Origin of the sequence: Corynebacterium sp. UMB6689 (assembly GCF_030215295.1) — a bacterium.
GTDB classification, from domain to species: Bacteria; Actinomycetota; Actinomycetes; order Mycobacteriales; family Mycobacteriaceae; genus Corynebacterium; species Corynebacterium aurimucosum.
Map to the genome: position 1 here is coordinate 117,962 of NZ_JASOLS010000004.1, position 15,234 is coordinate 133,195.

10 protein-coding genes are annotated in these 15,234 nt (G+C 62.5%); 4 read left to right on the top strand and 6 right to left on the bottom strand.

Features of this window, described 5'->3' with window-relative positions:
• Positions 1-13 precede the first annotated feature (13 nt).
• The gene (locus tag QP363_RS03525; RefSeq protein ID WP_284762801.1) at positions 14-1,312 is read right to left on the bottom strand and encodes a PLP-dependent aminotransferase family protein; all 1,299 of its coding nucleotides are present in this window, start codon (positions 1,310-1,312) and stop codon (positions 14-16) included.
• Between the two features lie 81 nt (positions 1,313-1,393).
• Here QP363_RS03525 and pdxS point away from each other — a divergent pair, with 81 nt between their 5' ends.
• The 3 genes from pdxS (at position 1,394) to ppc (ending at position 5,817) form a co-directional block, all read left to right on the top strand.
• Positions 1,394-2,296 carry a pyridoxal 5'-phosphate synthase lyase subunit PdxS gene (gene pdxS, locus QP363_RS03530; RefSeq protein WP_049157099.1) on the top strand — a complete coding sequence of 301 codons (903 nt, stop codon included), beginning with the start codon at positions 1,394-1,396 and terminating at the stop codon, positions 2,294-2,296.
• Between the two features lie 62 nt (positions 2,297-2,358).
• Positions 2,359-2,967 carry a pyridoxal 5'-phosphate synthase glutaminase subunit PdxT gene (pdxT, locus tag QP363_RS03535; protein ID WP_284762860.1) on the top strand — a complete coding sequence of 203 codons (609 nt, stop codon included), beginning with the start codon at positions 2,359-2,361 and terminating at the stop codon, positions 2,965-2,967.
• Positions 2,968-3,066: 99 nt separating this feature from the next.
• Complete coding sequence (gene ppc, locus QP363_RS03540) at positions 3,067-5,817, top strand: phosphoenolpyruvate carboxylase (protein WP_284762807.1); 2,751 nt, start codon at positions 3,067-3,069, stop codon at positions 5,815-5,817.
• Positions 5,818-5,916: 99 nt separating this feature from the next.
• Here ppc and QP363_RS03545 read toward each other — a convergent pair whose 3' ends face one another.
• Positions 5,917-6,945 carry an HNH endonuclease signature motif containing protein gene (locus tag QP363_RS03545; RefSeq protein WP_284762809.1) on the bottom strand — a complete coding sequence of 343 codons (1,029 nt, stop codon included), beginning with the start codon at positions 6,943-6,945 and terminating at the stop codon, positions 5,917-5,919.
• 85 nt (positions 6,946-7,030) lie between these two features.
• Positions 7,031-7,387, bottom strand: a complete 357-nt coding sequence (locus tag QP363_RS03550) for a MerR family transcriptional regulator (protein ID WP_070530670.1) — start codon at positions 7,385-7,387, stop codon at positions 7,031-7,033.
• A 121-nt stretch (positions 7,388-7,508) separates the two neighbouring features.
• On the opposite strand from QP363_RS03550, the gene QP363_RS03555 reads away from it, so the two are divergent.
• The gene (locus tag QP363_RS03555) at positions 7,509-9,017 is read left to right on the top strand and encodes a SulP family inorganic anion transporter (protein ID WP_070530668.1); all 1,509 of its coding nucleotides are present in this window, start codon (positions 7,509-7,511) and stop codon (positions 9,015-9,017) included.
• Between the two features lie 28 nt (positions 9,018-9,045).
• On the opposite strand, the gene QP363_RS03560 is transcribed toward QP363_RS03555, so the two are convergent.
• The 3 genes from QP363_RS03560 to QP363_RS03570 form a co-directional block, all read right to left on the bottom strand.
• Positions 9,046-11,088, bottom strand: a complete 2,043-nt coding sequence (locus QP363_RS03560; protein WP_284762813.1) for a M3 family metallopeptidase — start codon at positions 11,086-11,088, stop codon at positions 9,046-9,048.
• Between the two features lie 52 nt (positions 11,089-11,140).
• Entirely contained in the window at positions 11,141-12,508 is a 1,368-nt protein-coding gene (locus QP363_RS03565) for a PepSY domain-containing protein (RefSeq protein WP_284762814.1), read from the bottom strand.
• 366 nt (positions 12,509-12,874) lie between these two features.
• Complete coding sequence (locus QP363_RS03570; protein ID WP_070446424.1) at positions 12,875-15,058, bottom strand: NADP-dependent isocitrate dehydrogenase; 2,184 nt, start codon at positions 15,056-15,058, stop codon at positions 12,875-12,877.
• Positions 15,059-15,234: the final 176 nt, after the last annotated feature.

Consider the following 15,234-nt stretch of genomic DNA (forward strand, 5'->3'; position numbering starts at 1 on the left):
GCGCCACGGATTATTACGCTAGGGCCTGCTTAACCAGCTCCAGCGCGGCGGCGAGCTCAACATCGCTCAAATGCCCGAAGCCCAAGACCACGCCTTCCTCGGCGGCCACGCCGCCCCAGTAATCGCTGAGCGGGGTGAGCGTCAGCCCTAGGGAAGCCGCGCGGTCGACCACAGCGTTGTCGCATAGCAACACCGCATGGAGTCCGCCGTGGATGGGCAGAAGGGTAGCGGGAGCGTCTTCCAGCGCGGCTTGGACGAGGTCGCGGCGGCGCTTGTAGGCGCGGCGCATCCGGCCGGTATGCCGCCGCAGCGCACCGCTGGCCAGATAGTTCGCCAGCGCCGCCTGGGGAATTGCGCCGACGGGCTGGCCGAAGACCTCCCGCACGCGATCCACCGCCGAGCGTAAGCTCGGTGGCACGACCAGATAGCCGCAGGCAATCGACGGCGAAATCACCGAAGAAAACGTTCCCAGCAAGACGGTGTGCTCTGGGGCGAGCGCGGCCAGGGCAGGAAGAGGTTGGCCGACGTAGCGCAGCTCGGAATCGAAGTCATCCTCGATGATGAGCACGTCGTTGCTGCGTGCCCATTCGACGAGCTCCGCGCGCCGGGCCGCCGGCAGGGAACCGCCATAAGGGTGCTGGTGGGAGGGGGTGACGATGAGAACGTCGAGGTCAACGGTGGGGACGGTGACGCCGTGGGCGTCGGTGGGGACGTCGACAAGCGTGTGGCCCAAAGCTTGGGGAACGCGGCGCAGGCTGGGGTACCCGGGGGACTCCACACCCACGCGCAACTGGCTGCCCAGCGCGCGCAGCAGCACCGACAGTCCGTCGCGGGCGCCGGCGGTGATGACGACGTAGGCCGGGTCGACGGTGAGCCCGCGCATGTGGCGCAGGTGCGCGGCCGCTTCGCGGGGGAGATCGCCGGAAGGATTCACCGCGGCCTTGCGCCACGCCGCCCTCCATTCGGGGGTGATGATTCCTTCGGTATCGGGCAAACCCGGCGTCAACTCTACGCGCGGTGGGGTAGGGGAAGGCCGCGGTGCCGGGGTGGGCTGTGGGGTGCGTCCGTGGGGTAGGTGAGGGTTGATGATGGTGCCCGAGCCCACCGACGCAGTGAGGTAGCCCTCGGCGGTGAGCTGTTCGTAGGCGGTAACCACGCTGCCTCGGGAAATGCCCAAATCGCGCGCCAGCGAACGGGTTGACGGAACCTGCTCTCCGGGCAGCAGAATGCCCGCCGCGACTTGGGTGCGGAGGGCTTCGGCAATCTGCACCGGCAGAGCGCGCGTATCAGATGGATCGAGGCGGAAAGACACGACCCCATCATAAGTGGTCTAATTCAACACTCTAAAAATGGCTCTTGTCTTGGACCAATTTCCTGGTCCACTATGTGAGCCATGACTGAACAGAAGATTGAACAGGGACGCGCCACGACGCGCGTCAAGCGTGGACTGGCTGACATGCTCAAGGGCGGCGTCATCATGGATGTCGTGACCCCGGAGCAGGCTCGAATTGCTGAAGACGCGGGTGCGTCCGCCGTCATGGCGCTCGAGCGCGTACCGGCCGATATCCGCGCTCAGGGCGGCGTGGCTCGCATGTCTGACCCGGACCTCATCGAGGGCATCGTCAACGCCGTGGATATCCCGGTGATGGCGAAGGCCCGCATCGGCCACTTCGTCGAGGCACAGATTCTCGGTGAGCTGGGCGTCGATTTCATCGATGAGTCCGAGGTGCTCAGCCCGGCCGACTACGTTAACCACATCAACAAGTGGGATTTCGACGTTCCTTTCGTGTGTGGCGCGACGAACCTGGGCGAGGCCCTGCGCCGCATCACCGAAGGTGCGGCCATGATTCGCTCCAAGGGCGAGGCTGGCACTGGCGACGTCTCCGAGGCCGTCAAGCACCTGCGCACCATCAAGGGTGAAATCGCGCGCCTCCAGAACCTGGATCGCGACGAGCTCTACGTCGCAGCCAAGGAACTGCAGGCACCGTATGACCTTGTTGCTGAGGTTGCGGAGACCGGCAAGCTGCCGGTCGTGCTGTTTGTCGCTGGTGGTGTGGCCACGCCTGCCGACGCCGCGCTCGTCCGCCAGATGGGCGCCGAAGGCGTCTTCGTCGGCTCCGGCATCTTCAAGTCCGGTGAGCCTGCGAAGCGCGCGGAGGCCATCGTGAAGGCGGCGACGCTCTACGACCAGCCGGCCGAGCTGGCCAAGATCAGCCGCGGCCTGGGCGAAGCCATGGTGGGCATCAACGTCAACGACATCCCCGCCCCGCACCGCCTGGCCGAGCGCGGCTGGTAAACGCGGTGCGCGTAATGAACCGCGCAATGAACCGCGTAATGAACACAGAGCGTGCAAAGGGAATGACTGCGGCGGACACGGCGCGACCGCTCGTCGGCGTGCTTGCCCTGCAGGGTGGTGTGGAGGAACATCTCTCCGTGTTGGAGAGCCTCGGCGCTGAAACACGCCGGGTGCGCCTGCCGCAGGATCTCGACGGGCTGGGCGGAATCATTCTGCCCGGTGGAGAGTCGAGCACCATCGATAAGCTGGCGCGCTCCTTCGGCGTCGCGGAGCCGTTGCGCCGAGCCGTCGAGGGCGGGCTGCCGGTTCTTGCCACCTGCGCGGGGCTCATCTACAGCGCTCGCGACCTGGAGAACCCCGCGCCGGGCCAGCAGACGCTGGGGCTTATCGACGTCACCGTGCGCCGCAACGCCTTCGGGAACCAACGCTTCTCCGAGGAACGTACCGTGCCCGTCACGCTGGGAAGCGAGACTCTCAACATTGAAGCGAGCTTCATCCGCGCGCCCATCGTCACCCGTGTGGGCGAAGGTGTGGAGGCTATCGCTACCGTGCCGCGGGAAGATGGCGAAGCGGTGGTGGGCGTGCGACAGGGCACCGTCACTGCACTGAGCTTCCACCCAGAGGAGAACGGAGACTCCCGTCTCCATGCCGCATGGTTGGCGTCGCTCTAGGCGGAGGCAGCTAATTTAGCCGTTTAACTATCGCTCGATAGTGGTCTGGGCTACATTGAAGGCTAAACGCTGAACAGATCACGTCCAGAAAGGTCCGCTGTGAGCACACCCGCCCCAGAACAAGTCCGCGAAGACATCCGCTTCCTCGGCCGGGTGCTCGGCCGAGTTATCGCGCAGCAGGAGGGCGAGGACGTCTTTGAGCTCGTCGAATCCACCCGCCGCATGGCCTTCGACATCGCCCACGGCGATGCCAAGCCGGAAGATCTCGTCGCTATTTTCCGCGACCTCGACAGCACCAAAGTCAACCTCGTGGCGCGAGCGTTCAGCTATTTCGCGCTCATCGCGAACCTAGCGGAGGACTTGGATGACGAGTCCGTCGAGGCGCCGGTTTCCCTGCGCAAGACATTCGCCAAGCTCAAAGAAGAAGGTGTTGCGCCCGCCGACGCCGCCTCCGTCATTCGTGGCGCGCATGTTGCCCCCGTGCTCACCGCGCACCCCACCGAAACTCGCCGCCGTACCGTCTTCGATACCCAGACACGCATCAAGAACCTCCTCAAGGAAGCACACCGCGGCGGCGACATGGCGGCGATCGAGAAGGAAATGTACCTGCGCATGACGCTACTGTGGCAGACCGCGCTGATTCGCATCGCCCGTCCCACCCTTGAGGACGAAATTGACGTCGGCCTGCGCTATTACAAGCTTTCGTTGCTCGACCAGGTCCCCGCCCTCAACCGCGCTATCCGTCACGCCATGCGTGAGACCTTTGGCCAGCAGCTTCCCGATTCCCCCGTCGTCCGCCCTGGCTCTTGGATTGGCGGCGACCATGACGGCAACCCCTTTGTCAATGAGCACACCCTGACCTATGCCACCCGCAAAGCCGCGGCGACGGTGCTCCAGTACTACGCCGACGAGCTCGGCGAGCTGGAGCGCGAACTCTCTCTATCAGACCGCTATTCCTCCAGCTCCAAGGAGCTGGGCGCGCTTGCCGACGCCGCCCACAACGACGAAAAATCTCGCGTCGACGAGCCCTATCGCCGGGCCATCTTCGGCATCCGGAAGAAGGTGCTGGCGAGGTTGGAAGGGGAGGCGTCGCCAAGCGCCTATGCGTCTCCGGAGGAGCTCAAGCGGGACCTGGATGTGATCGACCGCTCGCTGCGCCAGTTCAACGATGACATCATCGCCGATGACCGCCTTGCCCGATTGCGCTCGGCGGTGACCACGTTTGGATTCCACCTCTCGACGCTGGATATGCGCCAGAATTCGGAATCCTTTGAGAACGTCCTCACCGAGATTTTCGCCGCAGCCAGCATTACCTCGGACTATCGCGGGCTGGGGGAGGAGGAGAAGGTCGCGCTGCTGGTGCGGGAGTTGCAGACAAATCGTCCGCTGCTCTTCCCGGGCACTGAAAAGGAATTCACCGAGGATACAGCCAAGGAGCTGGGGATTTTCCGTGCGGCGGCCCGCGCTGTGCGGGACTTTGGACCGAAGTCGGTGTCGCACTGCATTATCTCTATGACGGGAACGGTCTCCGATATTTTGGAGCCGATGGTGCTGCTCAAGGAGGTGGGGCTGAACCAGGTAGATGTGGTGCCGCTGTTTGAGACCATCGAGGATTTGAAAGCGGGTGCTGGCATCCTGGAGAAGCTCTGGCAGGTGCCCGTCTACCGTGAGCATCTGCGCTCGCGCGGGGATGTGCAAGAGGTGATGCTGGGGTATTCGGACTCCAACAAGGACGGCGGGTATCTGCAGGCGAATTGGGCGCTGTACGACGCCGAATTGGCCCTAGTTGAGCTGTGTGAGCGCCACGGCGTGGAGCTGCGTTTGGCGCATGGCCGTGGTGGTGCGGTGGGCCGCGGCGGTGGCCCGACGTATGATGCGATTCTGGCGCAGCCGAAGGGCGCGGTCTCGGGTTCGGTGCGTATTACTGAGCAGGGCGAGGTGATTTCTGCGAAGTATGGAGCTCCGGAGACCGCGCGCCGTCATTTGGAGGCTTTCGTTTCCGGTGCGTTGGAGGCATCGTTGTTGGATACCGAGCCGATTGCGGATCCCGAGCGGGCCTACGACATCATGCGGGAGCTGGCGGACTTGAGCGGTACCGCGTACTGCCAGCTGGTTGATGACCCCGGGTTTATCGCCTACTTCACCCAGTCCACTCCGCTGCATGAGATTGGTGATCTCAACTTGGGCTCGCGCCCGACCTCGCGTAAGCAGACCACCGCGATTACGGATTTGCGAGCGATTCCCTGGGTGCTGTCGTGGTCACAGTCCCGCACCAACATTCCGGGCTGGTTCGGCGTGGGCAGTGCGGTGACAGCGTGGGTACAGCAATCCTCCGGTGGTGAATGTGGAGTAGGACTGGCCAGCGTAGAAGAAGTAAATGCCACTGCGGATGGAGCAGAAACCGGAAAGGCCGGAGTAAAAAGCGGCGATGGAGAAGTGGAGAAGCGCTGGGAGGAGCTGCGTGAGCTGTACCGTACGTGGCCTTTCTTCCGCTCCGTGTTCGCCAACATGGCGCAGGTCATGGCCAAGGCGGAGATGCAGCTGGCACGCCTCTATGCCAACCTGGTTGATGACAAAGAAACTGCGGACCGTATCTTCAGCCTGATTTCCGCGGAGTTTGAGCGCACCCGCGAGGTCTACCTCAAGGTCACCGGCAACGCGGAGTTGGTCAGTGAGAACCAGCGCCAGGCGCGGTCGCTCAAGCGGCGCTACCCGTACCTGCTTCCGCTCAACGCCATCCAGTTGGAGCTGCTGCGTCGCTACCGCCGCGGCGACGATCAGTTCCTGGTGTCCAAGACCATCCAGGTCACGATGAATGGTCTCGCCACAGCGCTGCGTAACGCCGGCTAAACCGGCACGCTGAAGGCCCCGCGAGGAGGGGATTTCCTGCGGGGTTCGAGCACTACATGGCAGTGGCGGAATGCCTTCGCGGAAGGTTTAGTTGAAGTGTTAGTTGAAGGCGCTGGTGAAGACCGGTGCGGCGTCGTATGGCGGGATCCATGCCACCCGCCCGCCGATACGGTCCATGTGGCCGCGTGAGGGCGGGGCATCGGGGTCATCGTCGTTGACTCCGTTGTGGTACGGACACAGTGGCACCAGGTTGAGGATGTTGGTGGGCCCGCCGCGGGCCCAGGCTTTGATGTGGTGGATTTGGCACTTCTCAAAGGGAACTTTGCAGCCCTCCCACGCACAGCACGGGTTCTCCGCAGCTAGGGCGAGGCGTTGTTTGGCCGTGGCGAAGCGCTGGAAACGAAACACATCGAGTGGGCCATGCTCGCGGCTGACCGCCACAATAACTCCCTTGTCCAGCAGAGCGCGCTCCACTAGCTGCGAGCCGGTCATCGTCGCGCCACTTGTTGTGCGGACGATGAATTCTTCGCCATCCTTGTCGGTATTGCCCTTGAGCAGCTCTGCGTAGTCATCGAGCTGCAGGACCGCCATGGTGGCAACCTCAGTTTTGACGCCACCGCCCTCCAGATTCTCCAAGAAACTCTCGCCGGGGCGTTCCTGGTCGATGCCTTCAAAGACACCGGTCAGCTGCAGCGAGTCCGCAGTTACCGTGAGGGTGGCCAGGCCATTGCCGTGCTGGGTGAGCTTGGCACGCTCGGCATACGTGCGGGGCTTGCGCATCTGACGCAGTCTCTTGCGCGCTACCTTTTCCACCAGCTCCGCGCTGGTCTGGCACAGCTCTACCCGCAAATCCCACGCTTTGTTATGGTCCCGGACTTTGGCAACGAAGTGCTCGATAAGCTGCAAGGTCACCAGCCCGTGCCCGCGCCGGCGGGCGGCTTCAACCGCCGTGCGCTGCTTCTTCGTCGAAGAGGTGTGCCCGAAGTAGGTGTGGTGGAGGGAGAGGAACACGGTGGCGTCGGCAGACGTGGCTCCGAAAGACACTAAGTCAGATTCAGACAGGCCCGCGCACTCGGCCACCAGGTCAATGGCGCGGCCGAGGGCGGCGAAGAACGTCTGAACTCTCATGAACCTCAGAGTAAAAGCGCCGCACCCTGCCAACAAGGGCGAGCTCCCGCCCGCCACGAAATCTGTGGATAACTTCTCGGGGGTGCTAAGCCAAGTTGTTCACTATATCGAGGAACTCTTCGGCATACGCCAGCTGCTTGGACAGCTTCTCGTAGCGCGTACGTGCCTCCAGTTGGACGCGAGCGACAGTCTCGCGCGCAGCCGGCGTGGAAGAATTAGCGGCCTCAAGAAATGAGCGCATATCTTCCAGCGAAAACCCCAGCGGCTTCATGCGGCGGACTAGCAAAATGCGGTGCAGATCCTCTTCGCTGTACAGACGGAAGCCTCCGGGGCTGCGGTGAGAGGGAGAGACTAGCCCGACGGAGTCGTAGTGGCGCAATGTGGGTAGTGAAATGCCGGTGCGCTCGGCTATCTCGCCGATTTTGTAGCCAGATTCAGCCATGGCTTTCCTCCTTAGGGACCATGTTTTGTCGCGCGCCTATGCAGCGGTTAAAGTTATGCAAGTCCAAAACCCTAAAGCTACTTGAGGGTTAAGCTCGGGGGATACGAACGACAGGATTGCTATGACTGAAACTACCACGGTCACTGAAGCGCCCATGGGTGTTGTGGCCTCCTTCCGCTATGCCTTTTCCTCAGCTACGCGACTGCGCATCGAGGTGTTGGCCGGACTAGCCGTTGCCTTGGCGCTGATTCCGGAGGCGATTGCGTTTTCCATCCTCGCCGGGGTGAGCCCGGCGGTGGGTTTGTTCTCTTCCGTGATTATGGCTGTGGTGATTGCCTTTACTGGCGGCCGCCCGGCAATGATTTCCGCAGCAACTGGTGCTATCGCCCTTGTAGTGGCACCGGTGGCACAAGACCACGGCCTGGATTATCTCGTGGCCACAGTCATGCTGGGCGGGGTGCTTCAGATTGTGCTCGCGCTGTTGGGCGTGCCCAAGCTGCAACGCTTTATCCCACGCTCCGTGATGCTGGGGTTTGTCAATGCGCTGGGTATTCTCATATTTACAGCACAGTTGGAGCACCTTATCGATGTGCCGTGGATGGTCTATGTTCTCGTCGTCGTGGGGCTCGGCATCATGGTGGGCTTTCCCAAGATTACTGCTGCGGTGCCAGCTCCACTGGTGACGATTGTTGTGTTGACAGCTGCGGTGGTTCTGGCGGGCCTTAATGTTCCGCGCGTGCGCGATATGGGCGATCTACCGACTTCGCTGCCGGCGCTGTTCTGGCCGAACGTGCCGCTAAATCTGGAGACCGTCAAGATTATTGCGCCGTATGCGCTGGCAGTGGCCGTGGTGGGGTTGATGGAATCGCTGATGACTGCCAAGCTTGTCGACGACATCACGGATACCCACTCCAACAAAACCCGTGAAAGCTGGGGACAAGGCGTGTCGAACATCGCTACCGGACTGTTCGGGGGAATGGGAGGCTGCGCGATGATTGGCCAGACCATGATCAATGTCCGCGAGTCCGGGGCGCGCACACGCTTGTCCACGCTGGTTGCCGGTTCTTTCCTACTAGTTCTCATCTTGGCGTTGGGGGACATTGTTGGCCAGATCCCAATGGCAGCGCTGGTAGCCATCATGATCATGGTTTCGGTAGGCACCGTGGACTGGCACTCAGTGCACCCGCGCACGCTAAAATTTATGCCGCTGTCGGAAACCGTGGTGATGCTGGTGACCATGGCTGGCACGTTGGTGACGCATAACCTGGCGGTCGGCGTAGTGCTCGGTGTGCTGGCAGCGATGGTGAGCTTTGCCCGCCGCGTGGCTCATTTGGTGCGAGTGGATGCTTCCGAGCTTGTCGACGGTGTACGGTCCTACCAGCTGCACGGACAGCTTTTCTGGGCGTCGTCGAATGACTTGGTGTACCAATTTGATTACACCGATGAGGCTGAGCACATTGTCATCGACCTCACCGGTGCCGAGGTGTGGGATGCTTCCACGGTTGCTACCTTGGACGGCATTACTAGCAAGTTCCACGAAAAGGGCAAGACCGTGGACATCGTCGGCTTAAACGGCCCGAGCCGGCATCGCTTGGAGCAGCTCACCGGACGCCTTGATGGTGGGCACTAGTGCCATCGGGGAACTAGGCATCGGGGAACTAGGCACCGGCGAGGCCGCGGCGCTTGAGCAGCGGCGCAACGTCCTTGTCGCGGCCGCGGAACTCGCGGTAAGCCTCCGTGAAGTCGCGGGATGCGCCCTTCGACAGGATGACATCGCGGAACTTTTGGCCGGCCTCGCGAAGGTCGGTTTGCTCCTTGAACCACTCGAAACCATCGGCATCGAGGGCCTCGGCCCAGAGATAGGAGTAGTAGCCCGCGGAGTAGCCACCGGCGAAGATGTGGTTGAAGTAGGTCGAGCGATAGCGCGGCGCAATGAGCTCGTTGTCTAGCCCGGCCGCGCGCAGGGCCTCGGCCTCGAACTCGGCGATGGCCTCCGGTGTAGCTTCCAACTCGGCGGCCTCCGACGCGCTCAGGGAATGCCACGCGAGGTCGATGATCGACGCCCCCAGATACTCCGAGGTGGCGAATCCCTGGCCGAACTCGGAGGCGGCGGAGATGGCGTCGAGAAGCTCGTCCGGAATAGGTTCGCCCGTCTCCACGTGGCGGGCGTACTCCTTGACCAAGTTCTTATCCAGTGCCCAGTTCTCGTTGATCTGCGAAGGGAATTCCACCCAGTCACGCGGCACGTTGGTGCCGGCGAAGGTGGGGTAGCGGACGTCGGAAAGCAGACCGTGCAGGGCGTGACCGAATTCGTGGAAGACGGTGCGGACCTCATCCATGCTCAGCAGCGGTTGGGAGCCGTCGGCGGGCTTGGTGATGCCCATGACGTTGACGATGACCGGCTTGCGCTCCAGCAGTCGGGACTGCCCCACGAACTCGCTCATCCATGCGCCGCCGCGCTTGGTGGGGCGCCCGAAGTAGTCGGTGAGGAGGAGACCGATCCCGTGCGAGTCCTTTTCCCCGTGCGGGACGGAACCGTCCCGCACCTCCCACACGCGAACCCCCTCCGCGTAGCCCTCGAGGTCATCGCGCGGGATAACGGTGATGCCGTAGAGACGTTCGGCGGCGGCAAAGACGCCCTTCTCTAGGACCTGGTCCAGCGGGAAGTACTTGCGCAGCTCCTCCTCGTCGAGGGAGAAGTCGCGGGCGCGGACCTTGGATTCCCAGTAGGGCCAGTCGGCGGCGGTGAATCCCTGGCTGTTGAGCTCAGCCTCTTCAGCGAGGAGCTTCTGCTCGCCTTCGGCATTGGCCGCGGCGGCGGGGGAGAGGTCGAAGAGCATGGTGCGGGCAGCGTCGGCAGTCGCGGCGGTTTCCTCGGCGATGACGTAGTCGGCATGCGTGGCAAAGCCCAGCAGTTCGGCGCGCTCAGCGCGCAGTTGGACGGCCTCGATGAGCCCCGGGATGTTGTTCTCGGAGCCCCTGCTTGCCGACGCCCCATACAACCTCCCCCTCGCATCCTCCCGCGCCAGGCGGCTTAGCTCCGATTGCACGGTCGGCAGCTCCAGCGGGATGGCATAGCCCTCGCGGCCAAGCGCCTCAGCGTCGGCTTTGGCGGAAGCGATGCGCTCGGCGGGCAGGCCTTCGAGTTCCTCCTCGGTGAAGGAGACCGCGCGCTCGCGGGTAGATGCCATGAGGTTGCGGCCAAATTCCTCCGACAGTGCAGAAAGGCGCTGGTTGATCTCAGACAGGCGGGCCTTGCCAGTCGCATCGAGATCGGCACCCTTGCGGGCAAAGGTGCGCAGGAGGTGGTCGTGGAGGCGCTGGCCTTCCGCGTCGTCGGCAGGCGGCGTCGCCTCCTTGATGCGCGCGTAGAGAACCTCGTTCTGGTACATCGCGTCGTAGTGCGCGGACAGGCGCGGGTAGATGTCGGCGGCGATCTCCTCCATCTCCTCGGTGACATCCGTACCGGAGAGGTTGCCGAAGACCGCCATGACGCGGTCGAGGTCCTGGCCGGATCGCTCGAGCGCCTCCACGGTGTTTTCCCACGTAGGCGCGGCGGGGTTGTCGGTGATGGAGGCGATCTCGGCGTCGTGAAGCGCGAGTGCTTCGTCGAAAGCGGGGCGGTAGTGCTCTACCTTGATCTCCGCAAACGGCGGGAGCTGATAGGGCAGCGTAGAGGGGGTCAGTAGTGGGTTAGCCATAAGAAACTACCGTACCTAATAAGCCCGTCCCTATGTGATGGCTTTCACTAAACTATCCCACCGGGATTGGTGTGCGTTCCCTGCGTGGAGTGGTGGCACGGTACACCAGGACGATGTCGAGAATCAGGAACGCTGCCAAGGTGATTCCTAAGAGCGGCAGGAAGACGCCCACGGTGGCCGCGAAAAGCGCGCCCAGTCCTGTGGTGGCCCAGGAGAAGTGGGCAGTCGGGAGGAAGCGTGGGCGACGTTTGAACCACATGTAGTAGCCCAGCGCCACGAGAGCGGCGGTGGCGAGACCCAGTGCAAGCAGCGCAATCTGCAGCGGAAGGCCGAACATGATGCCCATGTGCAGGTAGATGCCCCAGCTGCTGAGCTTGCTAAACAGTGGAAGGCTGGAGAAAGGCTGGCGGTCGATGACGTCGCCGGTGGAGCCGTCCACGGAGATGGCATCGGAGGTGGTGCGCCATTCCACCCAGCGTTCGCTGACCTGCCAGGCGGAGTGGGCGTCCTCCGGTGGGTACATACGTAGCGGGCCGGTGAGTCCCTCGGCGCGGCCGGTGGCGAAGACGCGCTCGGCCTCGGCAGCTATGTTCGTGCTTGACGATGCCCCTCCAACCCCATGCCCTTCATGACCTTCATGCATGGTGTGCTCATGCGTTTCAGCGGTGGTGCCGGGGAGGGCAGTCTCGATGGGGGTGGCCTTCCACTGCATGCGCTCCACTAGGGAATCAACGTTGTCGCCGGCCAGTCCCGACCACGTGATACCGGTGGCAGAGAGACCAAGCAGACCGATGAAGATCCAGGCACCGACGGTGGAATGCAGGCGGGTGGCCTTCCAGCGGGCAGAGCGCTTGGGCTGCTGGTGTGCGGCGTTCGCGGTTGCCTTGTTCTTTGGACGGCGGCGAATCCACCACATATAAAGACCCCCGCAGGCCATGACCCACAGCCAAGAGGCAGCCAGCTCCGAGTAGAGCTCACCGATCTTGCCTAAGTGGAAGCTTTCGTGCAGGGAGGAAATCCAGCGGCGCAGCGGCATCTCGCCCAGGCCGGAGTAGGTGGGGTAGTCCCCGATGACCTCGGCGTTGGCCGGATTGATGAAGACGGTGCGCTGGAGGCTTTCATCGATACTGTCATCAGACACCAACACGCGCGTGGAATCCGTGGGGTTGGTTGCCGGCCAGACTTGGGACACAGGCATGTCTGGGTGCTCGTGCTGTGCGGCCCGGATTTGTTCTTCCAAGCTCACGGGGTGCTCGACCGCCGGAACGGAGATGACATCGTGGTACACCACCTTCTCCAGGGTGGGTGCCATGGCATAGAGGCAGCCAGTCAATGCCGCAACGAGGATGAAGGGGCCGACGAACATACCGCCATAAAAGTGAATGCGCTGAATGAAAGATCGCAGAGCCGTCCGACTCATAGGTAGTGCTCTTTTCAGTGTCTTTGGTGAAGGCCCCTGCTGAACGTTCGCGGGGCGCTCAGCAAAGGGCGATGGACAGGCGCTGATATCAACTGCACTACTAGTCGGAGGTGATGGCTTCTCGGTTCCCAAGTAGTGAAAAACTTTTTAAATAACTGGGGGCCTCGGCGTGAAAAGGATGAAAACCCCGCGAGATAAGGCACGAGAAGCAAGAATCAGTCAAGAAAAAGCTCTCGCAGCTCAACGGGTAAAAATAGCGTCGCGGAGTGCTGTTTAGGCCTGTTTGTGGTTAATGAAGCAAGAAAAGACCGCCTCGAACTCCAGGGAGGAGACGAAGCGGTCTTTTGTTAAGTGCCTAGCGCCGAATTACTTCTTCAGGCCATCAATGATGTCGTTGAAGGCAGCGACTGGGCGCATGACCTCGGCTAGCTTCTCCTCGTTCGGGGCGTAGTAGCCGCCGAGGTCGACGGGGGAGCCTTGGACGTCGAGAAGCGCCTGCTCAATCTCGCCTGCCTTGGCCTCGAGGGACTCAGCAACCGGCTTGAAAGCCTCGGCCAGCTCGGCGTCGTCGGTCTGTGCAGCCAGCTCCTTGGCCCAGTTAAGGGTCAGGAAGAAGTGGGAGCCTCGGTTGTCGTTCTCGCCGACCTTGCGGGACGGGGACTTGCCCTCATCCAGCAGGGTCTCGGTGGCCTTGTCCAACGCTGCGGCCAGCACGCCAGCCTTGGCGTTGCCGTTGGTGTTGTGCTCGTGGCGGAAGGACTCAGCCAGAGCCAGGAACTCACCGAGGGAGTCCCAACGCAAGTGGTTCTCCTCCTGGACCTGCTGGACGTGCTTCGGGGCGGAGCCGCCGGCACCGGTCTCGAACAGGCCACCGCCAGCCATGAGCGGAACCACAGACAGCATCTTTGCGGAGGTGCCCAGCTCGAGGATGGGGAAGAGGTCGGTGTTGTAGTCACGCAGGACGTTACCGGTGACCGAGATGGTGTCCTCGCCCTTGCGGATGCGCTCGACGGAGATCTTGGTCGCGGTGACCGGATCCTCGATGGAGATGTCGAGCCCCTCGGTGTCGTGATCCTGCAGGTACTTGTTGACCAGCTCGATGAGGTTGGCGTCGTGGCCGCGCTCCGGGTCGAGCCAGAAGATGGCCTTCATGCCGGACAGGCGAGCACGGTTGACGGCCAGTTTGACCCAGTCCTGGATCGGGGCGTCCTTGGTCTGGCAAGCGCGCCAGATGTCGCCCTCCTCCACGTCGTGGGAGATAAGGGCCTCACCCTTGGAGTTGCGGACCTCAACGGTGCCGGCAGCCGGCACCTTGAAGGTCTTGTTGTGGGAGCCGTACTCCTCAGCCTTCTGTGCCATGAGGCCGACGTTCGGGACGGTACCCATAGTGGTCGGGTCGTAGGCACCGTTAGCCTTGCAGTCCTCGATGACGGCCTGGTACACGCCGGCGTAGGAGGAATCCGGGATGACGGCGAGGGTGTCCTGCTCCTCGTCGTTCTTGTTCCACATGTGGCCGGAGGTGCGGATCATAGCCGGCATGGAGGCGTCAATAATGACATCGGAGGGAACGTGCAGGTTGGTAATGCCCTTGTGGGAGTTGACCATGGCGAGGTCCGGGCCCGCGGCAAGCGCGTCGTCGAAGGCAGCCTTGATCTCAGCACCGTTCTCGAGCTTGTCCAGACCCTCGTAGATAGCGCCCAGGCCGTTCTCGCCGTTGAGGCCAGCAGCCTCGAGCTCCTCGCCGTACTTCTCAAAGACGTCAGCGAAGAAAGCGCGGACGACATGGCCGAAGATGATGGGGTCAGACACCTTCATCATGGTGGCCTTGAGGTGAGCGGAGAAGAGCACGCCCTCTTCCTTGGCACGGGCAACCTGAGCCTTGAGGAACTCGTCGAGTGCCTTGGCGGACATGAAGGTGCCGTCGATGACCTCGCCCTTGAGGACCGGCAGCTTCTCCAGCAGGGTCTGCTCGCCCTCGGCGGTCTTCAGAACGATGGAGAGGGTGTCCTCCTCCGGCATGATGACGGACTTCTCGTTGTGGCGGAAGTCATCTGCGTCCATGGTGGCCACGTTGGTCTTGGAATCAGCGGACCACGCACCCATCTTGTGCGGGTTCTTCTTAGCAAAGTTCTTGACTGCAATCGGGGCGCGGCGGTCGGAGTTGCCCTCACGCAGAACCGGGTTCACAGCGGAGCCCTTGACGGCGTCGTACTTCTCCTGAGCCTCTTCGTACTCCGGGAGATCAAAACCGGCTGCCTGCAGCTCAGCGATGGCCTTCTTCAGCTGCACCAGGGAAGCGGAGATGTTCGGCAGCTTAATGATGTTGGCTTCCGGCGTCTTGGCCAGCTCGCCGAGCTCAGCCAGGGCATCGGAGACCTTCTTGTCACCAAGGCGCTCCGGGAACTGGGCCAGGATGCGGCCGGCTAGGGAAATGTCGCGGGTTTCCACCTCGATGCCTGCGGTGGACGCGAAGGCCTCCACGACTGGCTTGAAGGAGTAGGTCGCCAGCAACGGCGCCTCGTCGGTACGGGTCCAGATAATCTTTGCCATGGTTCTCCTAAAGAAGTTGAAAACTGTTCAACCTCACAGGATACCTGTCTTATTTTCTCGCGGTGCCGGTCCCCCTGTGACTCGCACCACCAGTGGGGGAGGTCTGTGTATTTGGCACAACCTTTCCGGCTGGACTTACGAGCAACGCGGCGAGAGTACTAAGGTCTGCCCCCGTG

Excerpts from the sequence above, each read along its gene's own strand:
- QP363_RS03570 (WP_070446424.1), bottom strand. The coding sequence starts at position 15,058 with ATGGCAAAGATTATCTGGACCCGTACCGACGAGGCGCCGTTGCTGGCG.
- QP363_RS03555 (WP_070530668.1), top strand. The coding sequence starts at position 7,509 with ATGACTGAAACTACCACGGTCACTGAAGCGCCCATGGGTGTTGTGGCC.
- QP363_RS03560 (WP_284762813.1), bottom strand. The coding sequence starts at position 11,088 with ATGGCTAACCCACTACTGACCCCCTCTACGCTGCCCTATCAGCTCCCG.
- pdxS (WP_049157099.1), top strand. The coding sequence starts at position 1,394 with ATGACTGAACAGAAGATTGAACAGGGACGCGCCACGACGCGCGTCAAG.
- QP363_RS03545 (WP_284762809.1), bottom strand. The coding sequence starts at position 6,945 with ATGAGAGTTCAGACGTTCTTCGCCGCCCTCGGCCGCGCCATTGACCTG.
- pdxT (WP_284762860.1), top strand. The coding sequence starts at position 2,359 with ATGACTGCGGCGGACACGGCGCGACCGCTCGTCGGCGTGCTTGCCCTG.
- QP363_RS03550 (WP_070530670.1), bottom strand. The coding sequence starts at position 7,387 with ATGGCTGAATCTGGCTACAAAATCGGCGAGATAGCCGAGCGCACCGGC.
- QP363_RS03565 (WP_284762814.1), bottom strand. The coding sequence starts at position 12,508 with ATGAGTCGGACGGCTCTGCGATCTTTCATTCAGCGCATTCACTTTTAT.